The following is a 14,920-nucleotide window of genomic DNA, read 5'->3' as shown; positions in this document are numbered from 1 at the left end:
GCCGCGCGCTCGTGACGGGTGGTACGAGGAGGTCAGGCCTGCTTGATGACCGAGACGTCCAGGGCGATGGCGACCTTGTCCGAGACGAGGACGCCGCCGGCCTCGAGGGCCGCGTTCCAGGTGAGGCCGAAGTCCTTGCGGGAGAACGTCGTGGTCGCCTCGAAGCCCGCGCGCTCGTTGCCGAACGGGTCGGTGGCCGTGCCGTTGAACTCCGTGGCGAGCTCGACCGACTTCGTGACGCCGTGGATGGTCAGGTCGCCCACGATGACGTAGTCGCTGCCGTCGGCACGGACCTCGGTGGAGACGAACGTCCACTCGCCGAACGTCTCGACCTCGAAGAAGTCGGCCGACTTGAGGTGGCCGTCGCGGTTCGCGTCGCCGGTGGAGACGGTGGCGGGGTCCAGCGTGACGGAGACGGACGTGCTCGCGAGGTCCTCGCCGACGACGACCGTGCCGCCGGTGACGCCGATCGAGCCGCGGACCTTGGAGATGCCCGCGTGGCGGACCGTGAAGCCGGCCTCGGTGTGCGTCGGGTCGATGGCCCAGGTGCCGGTGGTCAGGCCGGTGGGGAGTGCGGTGGTGGTGCTCATCGGGTGCCTCCTAGGCATCGTTGAAGTCTCAACCAAACTGTTAGTTCAACTTTGTACTACACTCGCACCAGAAGCGCAAGACCAGACGGACGGAGGTCCACACCATGGGCACGACCGAGACGACCTCGCCAGTCGACGTGAAGTGGCTGACCGAGGCCGAGCAGCAGGACTGGCGCGCGTTCCGCGACGGCACGATCCGGCTGTTCGACGTGATCGCCCACGAGCTCGACTCGAACTCCGGCCTGTCCGCGCACGAGTACGAGGTGCTGGTGCGGCTGTCCGAGGCGCCCGCGCGCACGCAGCGGATGTCCGAGCTGGCCGACGACCTCGCGCACTCGCGCAGCCGGCTCACGCACACCATCCGGCGGATGGAGGAGCGCGGGCTCGTCGAGCGCTCCGCGTGCAGCGCGGACGCCCGCGGGGTGAACTGCGCGATGACGGAGCTGGGCTGGACGACGCTCGTCGCCGCGGCGCCCCTGCACGTCCGGTCGGTGCGCGAGCACCTGGTCGACGTGCTCACGCCGGAGCAGTTCCGCGCGCTGGGCGAGGCGATGGCCGCCGTGCGGGAGCACCTCGTCAGTGGCCCGTGTCACGCCGCGACGGAGTGCTGAGCGCACCACGCACACAGCCTCGTAGGGGAGACTGACCGCATGGTTGCCACGACCGTCCACCTGATGCGCCACGGTGAGGTGCACAACCCCGAGGGCGTCCTGTACGGGCGTCTGCCGGGATACCACCTGTCCGAGCGGGGTCAGGAGATGGCCCGCGTCGTCGCCGCCCACCTGGCCGACGAGCGGCAGCCGCGCGACGTCGTGGCCGTCATCGCCTCGCCGCTCCAGCGCGCGCAGGAGACCGCCGCCCCGATCGCCGCCGCCTTCGGGCTCGAGGTCGGCACCGACCCACGGCTGATCGAGGCGGGCAACCACTTCGAGGGCATGAAGTTCGGGGTCGGCGACGGCTCGCTGCGCCACCCACAGCACTGGCCCTACCTGCGCAACCCGTTCCGCCCGTCCTGGGGCGAGCCGTACACCGAGCAGGTCGAGCGCATGCTCGCCGCCGTGAACGCCGCCCGCGACGTCGCTCGCGGCCACGAGGTCGTGCTGGTCAGCCACCAGCTCCCCGTGTGGGTCACGCGCCTCGCGGTCGAGCACCGTCGCCTGTGGCACGACCCCCGCAAGCGGCAGTGCGCGCTGGCGAGCCTGACCAGCCTGACCTTCGAGGACGACCGCCTCGTCGGCGTCGGCTACGCCGAGCCCGCGGCCCACCTGCTGCCGGGTGCCGCGACGGTGGCCGGGGCGTGAACGTGCGCGCACGGACCCTGGCGGCAGCCCTGCTCGTCGTCGGCCTGCTCGGCGCCTGCAGCGGCGGCGACGGCCAGGGGTCGAACGACGTGAGCAACCAGGGCTACGTCTCGAGCGACGGCGCGATCGCCACCTGGCCGGTCGGTGACCGCAAGGGCCCCGTCGCGCTGTCGGGGACCGACTTCGCCGGCAAGGAGCAGGACGTCGCGGACTGGCTCGGCGACGTCGTCGTCGTCAACACCTGGTACGCCAACTGCCCGCCGTGCCGCGCCGAGGCGCCGGACCTCGTCGACCTCGCGAACGACTACGCGGGCAAGGGCGTGCACGTCATCGGGCTCAACGGCACGGACGGCGCGGGGGACGCGGAGGCGTTCCAGCGCAAGTTCGACGTGCCCTACCCGAGCATCGACGACAGCACCGGCGCCGGCGTGGCCGCGCTGCAGGGCGTCGTCCCGATCAACGCCGTCCCGACGACCGTCGTCCTCGACCGCGAGGGCAAGGTCGCGGCGCGCGTGCTCGGCATCGCCGACGCCTCCACCCTGCGCGGGGTCGTCGACGACGCGCTCGCGGAGGGTTCGTGATCGCCGGCGCCGGCGACTGGTTCGCATCGACCACCACCTCCGGCACGCTGCTGCTCGCGATCCCGGTCGCGGTGATCGCCGGCCTGGTGTCCTTCGCCTCGCCGTGCGTGCTGCCGCTGGTTCCGGGCTACCTCGGGTATCTCGGCGGCATGTCCGGCTCGGCGGAGAGTCTCGCGGAGCGCGGGACGACGACGACTCGCGTCGCCCCCGCGCGCTCGCGCGTGCTCCTCGGCGTCTCCCTCTTCGTCGCCGGCTTCACGGTCGTGTTCGTCGCCTTCGGGGTGCTCGCCGGCTCGCTCGGCGGCTGGCTCTCGCGCTACCAGGACCCCATCACGCGCGTCATGGGCGTCGTCGTGATCGTCATGGGCCTCGCGTTCATCGGCCTGATCCCGTTCCTGCAGAACGAGCGCCGCGTGCACCTCGCGCCGCGCGCCGGGCTGTGGGGTGCGCCGCTGCTCGGGCTGACGTTCGGCCTGGGCTGGGTGCCGTGCATCGGCCCGACGCTCACCGCGATCTTCGCGCTGTCGCTCGACGGCGGGACGCCGTGGCGTGGGGCGCTGCTGTCGGTCATGTTCTGCCTCGGCCTGGGGCTGCCGTTCCTGCTGGTCGCGTTCGGGTTCGAGTCCTCGACGCGCGCGCTCGGATTCCTGCGCCGCCACCGGTTGGCCATCATGCGGATCGGCGGCGGCATGCTCGTCGTCATCGGCCTCGCGCTCGTCACGGGCGTGTGGGGCGAGTGGGCCTCCTGGCTGCAGGGCCTGCTGACCGGCGACGACGCCTTCACGACGGTGGTGTGACGTGGTGCGCTACCGCCCCGAGGGGCTCGAGGACACGTTCAGCGCGGAGTCCGACACCCCGGACGCGCCCGTCGCGGTGCCCTCCATCGGGTTCGTGGGCTGGCTGCGCTGGATGTGGCGCCAGCTGACGAGCATGCGCGTGGCGCTCCTGCTGCTCATGCTGCTCGCGGTCGCTGCGGTGCCCGGGACGATGTTCCCGCAGCGCGCGCAGGATGAGACGAAGGTCGCGACCTACCTCGCCGACCACGCGACCAGCGGTCCGTGGCTCGACCGGCTCGGGTTCTTCGACGTCTACGCGTCGGTGTGGTTCTCGGCGATCTACATCCTGCTGTTCGTCTCGCTCGTCGGCTGCATCCTGCCGCGCACCAAGGTGCACTTCACGGCGATGCGTGGCCGCCCGCCGCGCACGCCGCGCCGCTTCACGCGTTTCCCCGCGCAGGGCGAGGGCGTCTCGTCCGACGAGCCCGAGACGGTGGTCCGCGCCGCGGCGGCGGTGCTGCGCCGGCCGTGGCTGCCGCTGTGGCCCCGGTACCGCGTCGACGTGCGCGACGAGGGCAGCGGCACCTGGTCGGTCTCGGGGGAGCGCGGCTACCTGCGCGAGAGCGGGAACCTGCTGTTCCACCTGGCCCTCGTCGGCCTGCTGATCTCCGTGGCGACCGGCCAGCTGCTGCACTACCGCGGCCAGGCGATCGTGGTGCAGGGCAACGGCTTCGCCAACTCCGTGGTCAAGTACGACACGTTCGAGCAGGGCACGGCGTTCGACCCGGAGACGCTCGAGCCGTTCACCATGCAGCTCGACGACTTCGAGTCCCGGTTCGACCCCACGACGCTCCACCCGCGCGACTTCACCGCGCACGTCACGCTCGCCGAGCCCGGCAAGGACCCGGTGAAGAAGACGATCAAGGTCAACCACCCGCTCGACGTCGACGGTGCGAAGGTCTACCTGCAGGGCAACGGGTACGCGCCCGACATCGAGGTGCGCGACGCGTCCGGCAAGGTCGCGGGCGGCGGCGAGACCCCGTTCCTGCCGCAGAACCCGCAGTACACCTCGCGCGGCGTGGTCAAGGTGCCGAGCGTCTCCGGCGACCAGGACCAGATCGGCATCGTCGGGTACCTGCTGCCCACCGCGCGGCAGGTCGACGACACGACGTGGCAGTCGATCTACCCGCAGCCCGGCAACCCGCTGCTGGTGCTGACCGTGTGGCACGGCAACCTCGGCCTCGACACCGGCGTCCCGCAGAACGTCTACGAGCTCGACGAGTCCCGCATGAAGCAGTCGGTCGACGCGAACGGCGATCCCGTGACGCTCTACGTCAAGCTCGGCGAGACGGTCGACCTGCCCGACGGGCTGGGGACCCTGACGTTCAAGGGGCTCCCGCGGTTCGTCGCGCTCGACCTGCGGTACGACCCGTCGCTCACCTTCGTGCTCGTGTTCGCGGTGCTGGCCTTCCTCGGCCTCGCCACCTCGCTGTTCGCCCCGCGCCGCCGCATCTGGGTACGCGCCGCGAGCGACGGCGGTCGTACAGTGGTGACCGCCGCTGGACTGGCGCGCGGCGACGACGTGGGCCTCCAGCCCGAGCTCGACAGGATCCTGGCCGCGACGCTGCCCGACGATCCTGAGAACACGCCAGACAAGCCCGCCACGACGCAGGAGACGCCATGAACACCGGTGACCTGAGCACCCTCCTGGTCTGGGCGGCGGCGACGACGTTCACGGTCGCGCTGATCGCCTACACCGTGGACATGGCGCGCATCGCCGAGCAGGCCACGCGCCGCGCCCCGGCCGCCGTGCCCGTCACTGTGGGCGGCCCGGTCAGCGCCGTCGCCGGGTCGGCCGACGAGGCCGCGCCGAGCCGCTCGCTGCGCGCCGAGGGCATCGCCCGCTCCACGCACTACCTGGGCGTCGCGCTGCTGTTCGCCGGCATCGTCACCCGGGGCATCGCGGCGGGCCGCTGGCCCACCGCCAACATGTACGAGTTCACGCTCGTGGGCGTGTTCGTCGCGACCCTCGTGCTCGCGATCATGCAGCGGCGCCGGATCATCCCGTTCATCAGCGTCATCGTGCTCGGCATGGCCGTGCTGTCCCTGGCCCTCGCGCTGCTGAAGTTCTACATCCAGGCCGAGGCCGTCCAGCCGGCGCTGCAGAGCTACTGGCTGATCATCCACGTGGGCGTCGCGATCACCGCGACCGGCATCTTCACCGTGGCGTTCGCCGCCTCGGTGCTGCAGGTGCTGCGCGACGGGCGCGAGAACGACCACTCGCACCTCGTCGGCCCGTCCGTGAAGGCCGGCGGCCTGCGCTCGTCGCTGGCCGGCTGGGCCGTCACCGGACCGCGGTTCGCGTGGCTCGAGCAGGTGCCGGACGCGCGTCGCCTCGAGGCGATGGCGTTCCGCCTCAACGCGGTCGGTTTCGTGCTGTGGACCTTCACGCTCATCGGCGGCGCCATCTGGGCCGAGCACGCGTGGGGCCGCTACTGGGGCTGGGACCCCAAGGAGATCGGCACGTTCGTCGCCTGGGTCGTCTACGCCGCCTACCTGCACGCGCGCACGACGCGCGGCTGGAGCGGTCGTCGGGCGGTGTACTTCGTGTTCGTCGGCTACGCCGTGGTGCTGGCCAACTTCACCGTGGTCAACCTCGTGGTGACCGGCAAGCACTCGTACTCGGGGCTCTGACCGGTCGGTCCTGACGGGCTACGGCGCGGGCTCGTCCTTGGGCGGGTTGTTCCGGCGCCGCTCCTCGTCGAGCTTCCAGAGGAACTCCGGGTCGTCGTCGGGCGCCGAGGGCCCTCGGCTGACGCGACGGGTCGTCGCCGTGCCGTGCGTGGTGCGGTGGGTCCAGCTCACCGCGATCCACACGACCGAGCCCAGCACCGGGATGAGCACCACGAGCAGCACCCACAGCGCGCGGGGGACGCCGAGCCGCTCGGAGGACTCGCTGCGCACGATGTCGATCACGCAGTAGACGACGAGTCCGATGACCAGCAGGGTGCCGAGGTAGCGCATGGGCCCAGGTTAGTGCGGTTCGGCTGGGGTCCCCTCCTGACCTACCCTGGAGGCGTGCCCGTCGTGACCTACACCCTGCTGCGCCTCGCCCTGTTCGCCGTCGCGACGGCGGGGATCTGGTGGGCCGGCATGCACTCGTGGCTGGCCCCCGTCGCGGGCCTGGTGATCGGCTGGCTGCTCAGCTACGTGCTGCTCGGCAGGCAGCGCGAGCGGGCCGCCGCGTACGTGCAGGCGCGCTCCGAGAAGCGCGCGGACCGCGCGCCGACGCACACCGAGCAGGACGCCGAGCTCGAGGACGCGATCGACGAGGCCGCGCGTCGCGACGCCGAGTCCGGCTGACTACAGAGCCAGGCCGAGCCCCAGCAGCACGCCGAACGCGAGCTCCAGCAGCCCGGTCCCGGCCAGCACGGGGATCAGGGCCCGGCCGCGGGCGCCGACCAGGACGGCGACGGCCAGCACGATCGCCGGTGCGAGCAGCGCGAGCACGATGACGGCCCACGGGTTCGCGAACGCGCAGACCGTGCCGAGGAGCACGGGCACGATCACGAGCGCCGCGTAGGCGCGCCGGGCGCGGTGCTCGCCGAGCCGGACGGCCACGGTCCGCTTGCCGACGAGCGCGTCCGTCGGGACGTCGCGCAGGTTGTTGACCATGAGCAGCGCGCACGCGAGCAGGCCCACCGCCACAGCCCCCACCCACGCGGCCCAGGACAGCTCGCCGGCCTGCGTGTACGTGGTGCCCAGCACCGCGACGAGGCCGAAGAAGACGAAGACGCCGACCTCGCCGAGGCCCAGGTACCCGTACGGGGTCTTGCCGCCCGTGTAGAACCACGCCGCGGCGATCGCGAGCACGCCGACCGCGAGCAGCCACCACGCGCCGGACAGGACGACGAGCCACAGGCCGAGCAGCGCCGCGACGCCGAACGCCGCGAAGGCCGCGTTGCGGACCGCCTTCGGCTCGGCGGCTCCCGAGGCCGTCAGGCGCATCGGGCCGACGCGGTCGAGGTCGGTGCCGCGGATGCCGTCGGAGTAGTCGTTGGCGTAGTTCACGCCGACCTGCAGCGCGAGCGCGACGCCCAGCGCCAGCGCGGCCCGTCCCAGGTGGGCGGAGCCGAGCTCGGCGGCGGCGCCCGTGCCGACGAGGACGGGGGCGGCGGCTGCGGGCAGGGTGCGCAGGCGCGCGCCGGCGACCCAGTCCTGGGTTGACGTCACGTGGTGGTCCTCCGGTCGGTGAGTGCTGCGGTCAGGGCGCGACGGTCGGGCTTGCCGGGGCCGCGCAGGGGCAGGGAGTCGAGGACGACGAGGCGCCGCGGCGCGGCCGGGGCGCCCAGGCGGGCGGTGACGGCGGCGCGGACCTCGTCGAGCGTGGGCGGGTCGCCGGCGGGCACGACCGCGGCGACGACGAGCCGGCCCCACTGCTCGTCGGGCACCCCGACGACGCAGACCTCCGCGACGCCCGCCAGGCCCGCCACGACGTCCTCGACGGCCGCGGGCGCGACGTTGGTGCCGCCGGTGATGATGACGTCGTCGGCCCGGCCGAGCAGGGTCAGCACGCCGTCGTCGATCCGGCCGACGTCCGCCGTGCGCAGCCGTCGCACGCCGTCGGTCACGACGAACGCCTGCGCGTCGAGGTCGGGCCGCCCGAGGTAGCCCGTGGCCAGCACGGGACCCGCGAGCGAGACGAGGCCGTCCTCGACGGTGACGTGCACGCCCTCGAGCGGGACCCCGTCGTAGACGCACCCGCCGCAGGTCTCGGACATGCCGTAGGTCGTCACGACCCGGACGCCGCGCGCGCGGGCGTCGTCGAGCACCGCTGTCGCCGTCGCGGCACCGCCGAGCAGCACGGCGTCGTAGGACGCCAGCGCCTCGGTGGCTGCCGGGTCGTCGAGCAGCCGGACGAGCTGGGTGGGGACCAGCGAGGTGTACCGGGTACCCGGGCCCAGCCGCGCGGTCGCGGCGACGAACCCGTCGGGCCGGAACGGGCCGGGACCCATCACGACGGGCGTGGTGCCCGCGAGCACCGACCGGACCAGGACCTGGACCCCGGCGACGTGCTGGGCCGGCAGCGCGAGCAGCCAGCGGCCCGGGCCGCGCAGGCGCCCGGCGGTCGCGGCGGCCGAGGCCCGCAGCGCGGTCGCTCCGAGCATGACGCCGCGCGGCTCGCCGGTGGAGCCGGAGGTGCGGACGACGAGGGCGACGTCGTCGGGGACCTCGGCTGCATCGGGACCGGCACCGGGACCCGCCCCGGCACCCGCTCCGGCACCCGCTCCGGCACCCGCTCCGGACGCGTCGGGCGCCACGGCCGGCCCGGTCCCGTCGAGGGCCGCGGCGAGCGCGTCGAGGAGGAGGTCGGGCCGCGCGGGGAGAGCACGCAGCGGCCGGTTCACGCGACCAGACTAGGTCCCGGGGCGGGCCGGCGCCGTCAGAGTCGTCACGCGGCCGTCGGCTGCGGCGTGGGCGCGCGCTGGCGACGCCCGGGGTATGTCAGCCTTGTCCCCGTGCGGAACCCCAGGGGAGTGCAGATGACGACGAAGTCCGGCTGGCTGGCCACGGCGACGGTGAGCAGCCTCGCGCTCGCGCTCGCGGCGTGCAGCGGGTCGCCCGACCCCGCGCCGACCACCCCGGCTCCGGTCACGGTGGGCCCGACGATCACGGCCGACAAGACGCCCGCGCCCACGCCGTCGGTCGAGCCCGTCTGGCCGCTGACCGGCGTCGCGGGGAAGCCGGTCGACCGGGCCGCGCTCGCCGTCAAGATCGAGAACACGTCGCAGGCCCGCCCGCAGACGGGCCTCGACCAGGCGGACATCGTCTGGGAGACGGTCGTCGAGTTCCAGGTCTCGCGGTTCATCGCGGTGTTCCAGTCCCAGGTGCCCGACGAGGTCGGCCCCATCCGCTCGGTCCGCCCGATGGACCCGATCATCCTGTCCCCGATGCACGGCCTGCTGGCCTTCTCCGGCGGGCAGCGGGGGATCCTCCCGCTGATCGCGAAGAACGGCATCCAGCCGCTGAGCCACGACGCCGGCGCTGCGGGGATGTACCGCACCCAGGACCGGGCGGCGCCGCACAACGTCTACGGCACGCCCAAGACGTTCTGGAAGTCCGCCAACACGACGCACCAGGACGCGCCGGGGCAGCAGTTCCTGTTCGCCCGTGACGCCGACGCGGCGGCGGCCGTCGCCGGCGGCAAGGCCGCCTCCACGCTCACCTACCGCCTCTCCGCGGCCGCCAACCCCTCGTGGGACTGGGACAAGGGGTCCGGCACCTGGAAGCGCAACGAGGGCTCCGCGAAGGCGATGGCCCGCAGCGGCAAGCAGCTCTCGGCCGTCAACGTCGTCACCGTCATCGCGCGCCACCCGGACTCGGGCTTCAACGCGCAGGGCGGTGCGCCGGTGCCGACCTACGACCTGGTCGGCTCCGGCAAGGGCTTCGTCGCGACCGGCGGGAAGTCGATCGCGGTGACCTGGAAGAAGGAGGCCAAGGACAAGCCGCTGCGGCTGTTCACGGCCGACGGCGAGCCCGCTCTCCTGGCGCCCGGCAACACCTGGGTCGAGCTCGTCCCCAAGGAGGACGGCACGGTGACGATCTCCTCCTGAGGGAGGAGGGTCCCGCGCCTGCGGGGTGACGCGGGTCGCGTGACGTCACGACCCCGGGCCGATGTGGGCGGGCGTGCCCGCGGGCGAGCCTGGTCGCATGGCCACGACGCACCCGCACCAGCCCCTCCGCGAGCACGACACGGCATCCCTGGGTGCCGTGGTCACCGCCGGGGTGATCCTCGTCGCGCTCCTGGTGGGCGCCGCCGTGCTGGTCGCCCAGGTGGTCGACGTCGTGATCTGGTCGTTCACGACCACCTGAGCCCGCGTCAGTAGGCGTACGGGAAGCCCGACCAGTCGGGCTCGCGGCGCTGCAGGAACGCGTCCCGGCCCTCGACCGCCTCGTCGGTCATGTAGGCCAGGCGGGTCGCCTCGCCGGCGAACACCTGCTGGCCGGCGAGCCCGTCGTCGGCCAGGTTGAAGGCGAACTTGAGCATGCGCACGGCCTGCGGCGACTTGCTGGCGATGATCCGCGCGTACTCGAGCCCGGCGTCCTCGAGCTCGGCGTGGGCCACGACGTCGTTGACCGCACCCCAGGCCAGCGCGTCGTCGGCCGAGTACTCGCGGGCCAGGAAGAAGATCTCGCGGGCCCGCTTCTGGCCGACCTGCCGGGCGAGCAGCGCGGAGCCGTAGCCGCCGTCGAAGGAGCCGACGTTCGCGTCGGTCTGCATGAACCGCGCGTGCTCGCGCGAGGCGATCGTCAGGTCGGCGACGACGTGCAGCGAGTGCCCGCCGCCCGCCGCCCAGCCACCGACGAGAGCGACGACGACCTTCGGCATGGTCCGGATCAGCCGTTGCACCTCGAGGATGTGCAGCCGGCCGGCGCGCGCGGGGTCGACGGCCTCGGCGGTCTCGCCGTCGGCGTACCGGTAGCCGTCGCGGCCGCGGATGCGCTGGTCGCCGCCGCTGCAGAACGCCCAGCCGCCGTCACGCGGGCTCGGCCCGTTGCCCGTGAGCAGCACCGTGCCCACGCTCGAGGTCATGCGCGCGTGGTCGAGCACGCGGTAGAGCTCGTCGACCGTGTGCGGCCGGAAGGCGTTGCGGACCTCGGGCCGGTCGAACGCGACCCGGACGACGGGCAGGTCGCGCCCGTCGCCGCTGCGGTCGTACCCGCGGTGGTAGGTGAGGTCCGTGAGGTCCTCGAACCCCTCGACGGTGCGCCACCGCGTCGGGTCGAACGTCTCGGACACGCGGTCGGGCAGCGGTGCGTTCACGTGCGCCAGCCTACTGGCGCGCATCTTCTGGTACGCTCGTACCAGAAGTGCGGGGGACGGCGGATCTGCCACCCGGCCCGCGCTTCGTCCGTTCCGAGGTGGTCATGATGGCGTGGGTCGTGCTGGTGGTGTCGGGTCTGCTCGAGGCGGGCTGGGCGTTGTGCCTCAAGGAGTCGCACGGGTTCACCCGCCTGTGGCCGAGCGTCGGGTTCGGCGTACTGCTGGCCGCGAGCATGGCCGGGCTCGCGTTCGCCCTGCGCACGCTCCCCGTCGGCGGGGCGTACTCCGTGTGGGTGGGCATCGGTGCCGTCACGACCGCGGTGCTCGCGATGACGTTCCTCGACGAGCCCGTGACGCTGGTCAAGGTCGTCTCGATCGGGCTCATCGTCGCCGGCGTGGTCGGGCTGAACGCGTCGGGTGGCGCGCACGCATGACGGACGGTCGCCGCGCCCGCGGTGAGCAGCGCCGCGCCGACCTGGTGGAGGCCGCGGCCGCGCTCGTGCTCGAGGGCGGCCCGGCAGGCGTGAGCCACCGGGCCGTCGCGGCGCGTGCGGGCGCCTCCCTGTCCGCCACGACGTACTACTTCGCCGACCTGGACGAGCTGCTGGCCGCCGCCGGTGCGGCGCTCGCCGCGGCCTGGGTGGCGCACGCGCGGGCGACGGTCGACGCCGCCGACGCGCCGGCTGCCGAGCTCTTGGTCCGGGCTGTGCTGCCCGCCGGGGACGCCCAGCACGTACGGGGGCACTACGCGCACCTCGTCGGCGCCGGTGCGTTCCCGGCCCTCGCCCACGCCTACGCCGCGGGTCGGGCGGACCTCGACGCGGCGATCGCCGGCCTCGGGCTGCCGTGGCCGCCCGCGGTGCTCGTCGCGCTCGTCGACGGTGCCGCCGTCGCCGCGCTGAGCGAGGGACGGCCCGTCGGCGAGCACGTGCGCGGTGTGGTCTCGCAGGCGCTCTGACTACGGTGGTCCCCGTGCTCGTGTACGACATCGCCCTGCGGACCCGCTTCCGCGGCCTGCTCCGCCGCGACGGCGTCCTGGTCCGGGGCGACGCGGGCTGGGCCGAGTTCAGCCCGTTCTGGGACTACGACGCCGCCGAGTCGCACGCCTGGTGGCGCGCCGCCCGTGAGGCGGCCGACGTCGGCTGGCCCGCGGCGCTGCGTGACCGGATCCCGGTGAACGTCACGGTCCCCGCTGTCGGCCCCGAGCAGGCGCACGCGATCGTCACGCGCTCCGGCGGCTGCCGGACCGCGAAGGTCAAGGTCGCCGAGCCGGGGCAGTCGCTGGCCGACGAGATCGCGCGCCTGGAGGCCGTCCGGGACGCGATCGGGCCCGACGGCGCCATCCGGGTGGATGCCAACGCGGCCTGGGACCTGGAGACGGCGGTCGCCCGCCTGGCCGCGCTCGACCGCGCGGCGGGCGGCTTGGAGTACGCCGAGCAGCCCGTCCCGACGGTCGACGACCTGGCCCGCCTGCGCCGGCGCACGCACGTGCCGATCGCCGCGGACGAGTCCATCCGCCGGGCGTCGGACCCCCTGGCCGTGGCGCGGGCCGAGGCGGCCGACGTCGTCGTGCTCAAGGTGCAGCCGCTCGGCGGAGTGCGCGCCTGCCTCGAGCTCGCGGAGCGGATCGGGCTGCCCGTGGTCGTCTCGTCGGCGCTCGAGACGTCGGTCGGGCTGGCGGCCGGCGTCGCGCTCGCGGCTGCGCTGCCCGAGCTGCCCTACGCGTGCGGTCTCGCGACCGCGCAGCTGCTGACGTCCGACGTCGTCGTCGACCCCCTGCTGCCCGTCGACGGTGCGCTCGAGGTGCGGCGGCCCGTTCCGGACCCGACGCTGCTCGAGCGCGCGACGGCGGGCCCGTCGCTGACCGGGCGCTGGGCCGAGCGCCTCCGCGAGGTCGAGCGGCACGGCGCCGACCAGGCATGATGGCGGGCGTGACCACGCATCCCGCGACGACGGCGGCGCGCGTGCTGCTCCAGGCGCTCGCCGCGCTCGGCGTGCAGGACGTCGTCCTCGCCCCGGGCTCGCGCAGCGCGCCGCTCGCGTACGCGCTCGCGGACGCCGCCCGCCCCGAGGCCGAGCGCCCGGCCGGCGCCCCCGCTCTCAACCTGCACGTGCGCGTCGACGAGCGCTCGGCCGGCTTCGTCGCGCTCGGCCTGGCCCGCGCGCACGCGCTGGCGGACGCGCCCCGCCCGGTCGCGGTCGTCACCACCTCGGGCACCGCGGTCGCCAACCTGCACCCCGCCGTCCTCGAGGCCCACCACAGCGGTGTGCCGCTGCTGCTGCTCACGGCCGACCGCCCGCACGAGCTGCGCGGGACCGAGGCCAACCAGACCACCGAGCAGGTCGGCATCTTCGCCGGCGCCGTCCGGCTCGTGGTCGACGTCCCCGCCCCGGCCGGCCGGCCCGACGAGGCGCGCGACACCCGCGCGCTCGCGGTCCGTGCCGTCGCCGCGGCGACCGGGGCGCGCACGGGTGCGCCCGGTCCGGTGCACCTCAACCTCTGCTACCGCGAGCCCCTCGTGCCGGGGGACGAGCCGTGGCCCGAGCCCGCGACGGCCGGCCTGGCGCACGTGGACGCGCGCCCCGTGGCGACGATCCCCGCTCCCGACCCGTCGCGCGCGCCCGTGCGAGGTGGCCGGCTCGGCGGCACCCCGACGGTCCTCGTGGCGGGCGACGGCGCGGGCCCGGGCGCGCGCCGCCTCGCGGAGGCCAACGCGTGGCCGCTGCTCGCCGAGCCGTCCTCGGGCGCGCGCGGTGGGCCGAACGCGATCCCGGCGTACCGGTTGCTGCTGGCCGACGAGCGGCTGGGCGGCCGGGTGCGCCGCGTCGTCGTGCTCGGCCGCCCGACGCTGTCCCGTCCGGTGCAGCAGCTGCTCGCGCGCCCGGACGTCGAGGTCGTCGTCATCGCCCCGACCGGCGCGACCTGGCCCGACGCCGCCCGCGGCGCCGACCAGGTGCTCCTCGAGCCGCCGAGCCGGATGCGCACCGGGCGCCTCGGGTCGCCCGCGGGCTGGCTCGAGGCCTGGCAGGCGGCCGGCGCGGCCGCGGCCCGCGCGGTCGACGCGGTGCTCGACCCGCCCGAGCGCGGCCACCGCAAGCGCGCCGGCGCGCGGGTGACCGGGCCGGCGCTCGCCCGGGCCGTCGCGGCCGCGACGCACGCCGACGACGTGCTCGTCATCGGATCCTCGAGCTCGGTGCGCGACCTGGACCTCGTCGCGCGCTGGGCCGAGCCGCCGGCCGTGCTCGCCAACCGCGGGCTCGCGGGCATCGACGGCACCGTCTCGACCGCGGTCGGGGTCGCCCTCGGCGTGCCGCGCCGCCGCGTGCGTGCGCTGCTGGGCGACCTGACGTTCCTGCACGACGTCGGCGGGCTGCTGCGCGGGCCGCTCGAGCCTGCCGTCGACCTGCAGATCGTCGTCGCGAACGACGACGGGGGGTCGATCTTCGCCACGCTCGAGCCGGGCGAGCCCGCTCGCGCGGACGTCTTCGAGCGCGTGTTCGGCACGCCCCACGGGGCGGACGTCGCCGCGCTGTGCGCGGGCTACGGCGTGCGGCACACCCGGGTCGGCGACGTCGAGGGTCTGCTGCCCGCGCTCGCGGCTCCCGGGCCGGGGCTGTCCGTCGTCGAGGTCCGCGTCGACCGCGTCGGACGCCGCGCCCTGGGGGAGCGGCTGGCCTCCGACGTGGCCGCGGCGGTCCGAGGGCTCCCCGAGCAGTAGGCACGAAGTCCCAGGCCATGACGGTTGTGGCCGACGGCACAGCCGCACCTGAAGAACTCGCAGCGAACTCCCAGGTTCCACGAAGGCTGCCTCCAGCGCGACCGGGTTGAGTGGTCGTCATACCGAGG

Annotated in this window: 18 protein-coding genes; 13 read left to right on the top strand and 5 right to left on the bottom strand. The window is 74.4% G+C overall.

The features are described 5' to 3' along the window. Nucleotides 1-32: 32 nt before the first annotated feature. Nucleotides 33-590, bottom strand: a complete 558-nt coding sequence (locus tag EDF34_RS06245) for a YceI family protein (protein WP_123370389.1) — start codon at nt 588-590, stop codon at nt 33-35. A gap of 104 nt (nt 591-694) precedes the next feature. Between EDF34_RS06245 and EDF34_RS06240 the strand changes: the two genes are divergently transcribed. The 6 genes from EDF34_RS06240 to ccsB are packed head-to-tail and all read left to right on the top strand — an operon-like array spanning nt 695 to nt 5,942. Continuing rightward, complete coding sequence (locus tag EDF34_RS06240) at nt 695-1,201, top strand: MarR family winged helix-turn-helix transcriptional regulator (protein WP_123370388.1); 507 nt, start codon at nt 695-697, stop codon at nt 1,199-1,201. A gap of 39 nt (nt 1,202-1,240) precedes the next feature. Continuing rightward, a complete protein-coding gene (locus EDF34_RS06235) occupies nt 1,241-1,891 on the top strand; it encodes a histidine phosphatase family protein (protein WP_123370387.1) in 651 nt (216 codons plus the stop codon). Next, complete coding sequence (locus EDF34_RS06230; RefSeq protein ID WP_370450030.1) at nt 1,888-2,472, top strand: TlpA family protein disulfide reductase; 585 nt, start codon at nt 1,888-1,890, stop codon at nt 2,470-2,472. Before EDF34_RS06235 ends, EDF34_RS06230 begins: the two co-directional genes overlap by 4 nt. Beyond that, nucleotides 2,469-3,269, top strand: coding sequence for a cytochrome c biogenesis CcdA family protein (locus tag EDF34_RS06225; RefSeq protein WP_123370386.1), 801 nt, complete (start codon nt 2,469-2,471; stop codon nt 3,267-3,269). Before EDF34_RS06230 ends, EDF34_RS06225 begins: the two co-directional genes overlap by 4 nt. A gap of 1 nt (nt 3,270) precedes the next feature. Then, nucleotides 3,271-4,932 (top strand): cytochrome c biogenesis protein ResB, encoded by a 1,662-nt coding sequence (locus EDF34_RS06220; protein WP_123370385.1) that lies wholly within the window; start codon nt 3,271-3,273, stop codon nt 4,930-4,932. Beyond that, nucleotides 4,929-5,942, top strand: a complete 1,014-nt coding sequence (ccsB, locus tag EDF34_RS06215) for a c-type cytochrome biogenesis protein CcsB (protein WP_123370384.1) — start codon at nt 4,929-4,931, stop codon at nt 5,940-5,942. Before EDF34_RS06220 ends, ccsB begins: the two co-directional genes overlap by 4 nt. Nucleotides 5,943-5,960: 18 nt before the next feature. Here ccsB and EDF34_RS06210 read toward each other — a convergent pair whose 3' ends face one another. Then, nucleotides 5,961-6,272 (bottom strand): PLDc N-terminal domain-containing protein, encoded by a 312-nt coding sequence (locus tag EDF34_RS06210; RefSeq protein WP_123370383.1) that lies wholly within the window; start codon nt 6,270-6,272, stop codon nt 5,961-5,963. A 54-nt stretch (nt 6,273-6,326) separates the two neighbouring features. Here EDF34_RS06210 and EDF34_RS06205 point away from each other — a divergent pair, with 54 nt between their 5' ends. Further along, nucleotides 6,327-6,611, top strand: coding sequence for a DUF4229 domain-containing protein (locus EDF34_RS06205; protein WP_123370716.1), 285 nt, complete (start codon nt 6,327-6,329; stop codon nt 6,609-6,611). Here the strand turns inward: EDF34_RS06205 and EDF34_RS06200 are convergent, their stop codons facing one another. Together EDF34_RS06200 and menE are read right to left on the bottom strand one after the other, a co-directional pair. Continuing rightward, nucleotides 6,612-7,481: a 1,4-dihydroxy-2-naphthoate polyprenyltransferase gene (locus tag EDF34_RS06200; protein ID WP_123370382.1), complete on the bottom strand. Its 870-nt coding sequence runs from the start codon at nt 7,479-7,481 to the stop codon at nt 6,612-6,614. After that, nucleotides 7,478-8,656 carry an o-succinylbenzoate--CoA ligase gene (gene menE / locus EDF34_RS06195; RefSeq protein ID WP_123370381.1) on the bottom strand — a complete coding sequence of 393 codons (1,179 nt, stop codon included), beginning with the start codon at nt 8,654-8,656 and terminating at the stop codon, nt 7,478-7,480. Before menE ends, EDF34_RS06200 begins: the two co-directional genes overlap by 4 nt. Before the next feature lie 135 nt (nt 8,657-8,791). Here menE and EDF34_RS06190 point away from each other — a divergent pair, with 135 nt between their 5' ends. Both EDF34_RS06190 and EDF34_RS17665 read left to right on the top strand, forming a co-directional pair. Beyond that, on the top strand, nt 8,792-9,862 hold the full coding sequence (locus EDF34_RS06190) for a DUF3048 domain-containing protein (RefSeq protein ID WP_123370380.1): 1,071 nt from the start codon (nt 8,792-8,794) through the stop codon (nt 9,860-9,862). 97 nt (nt 9,863-9,959) lie between these two features. Further along, entirely contained in the window at nt 9,960-10,121 is a 162-nt protein-coding gene (locus EDF34_RS17665) for a hypothetical protein (protein ID WP_199737645.1), read from the top strand. A gap of 7 nt (nt 10,122-10,128) precedes the next feature. Here EDF34_RS17665 and EDF34_RS06180 read toward each other — a convergent pair whose 3' ends face one another. Continuing rightward, complete coding sequence (locus tag EDF34_RS06180) at nt 10,129-11,097, bottom strand: 1,4-dihydroxy-2-naphthoyl-CoA synthase (protein ID WP_123370378.1); 969 nt, start codon at nt 11,095-11,097, stop codon at nt 10,129-10,131. A gap of 83 nt (nt 11,098-11,180) precedes the next feature. Between EDF34_RS06180 and EDF34_RS06175 the strand changes: the two genes are divergently transcribed. From EDF34_RS06175 to menD, 4 genes are read left to right on the top strand one after another with little or no spacing between them, the layout of a single operon-like run. Beyond that, the gene (locus EDF34_RS06175; RefSeq protein WP_123370377.1) at nt 11,181-11,507 is read left to right on the top strand and encodes a multidrug efflux SMR transporter; all 327 of its coding nucleotides are present in this window, start codon (nt 11,181-11,183) and stop codon (nt 11,505-11,507) included. Beyond that, on the top strand, nt 11,504-12,031 hold the full coding sequence (locus tag EDF34_RS06170; RefSeq protein WP_123370376.1) for a TetR/AcrR family transcriptional regulator: 528 nt from the start codon (nt 11,504-11,506) through the stop codon (nt 12,029-12,031). Before EDF34_RS06175 ends, EDF34_RS06170 begins: the two co-directional genes overlap by 4 nt. Before the next feature lie 14 nt (nt 12,032-12,045). After that, nucleotides 12,046-12,996: an o-succinylbenzoate synthase gene (locus EDF34_RS06165; protein WP_233575201.1), complete on the top strand. Its 951-nt coding sequence runs from the start codon at nt 12,046-12,048 to the stop codon at nt 12,994-12,996. Continuing rightward, complete coding sequence (gene menD / locus EDF34_RS06160; protein ID WP_233575200.1) at nt 12,996-14,792, top strand: 2-succinyl-5-enolpyruvyl-6-hydroxy-3-cyclohexene-1-carboxylic-acid synthase; 1,797 nt, start codon at nt 12,996-12,998, stop codon at nt 14,790-14,792. Before EDF34_RS06165 ends, menD begins: the two co-directional genes overlap by 1 nt. Nucleotides 14,793-14,920 lie beyond the last annotated feature (128 nt).

Source organism: Cellulomonas sp. PhB150 (assembly GCF_003755175.1).
GTDB lineage: Bacteria > Actinomycetota > Actinomycetes > Actinomycetales > Cellulomonadaceae > Cellulomonas.
Note: the sequence above shows the minus strand (reverse complement) of the source record. Positions and strands in the feature narration are given on the sequence as shown.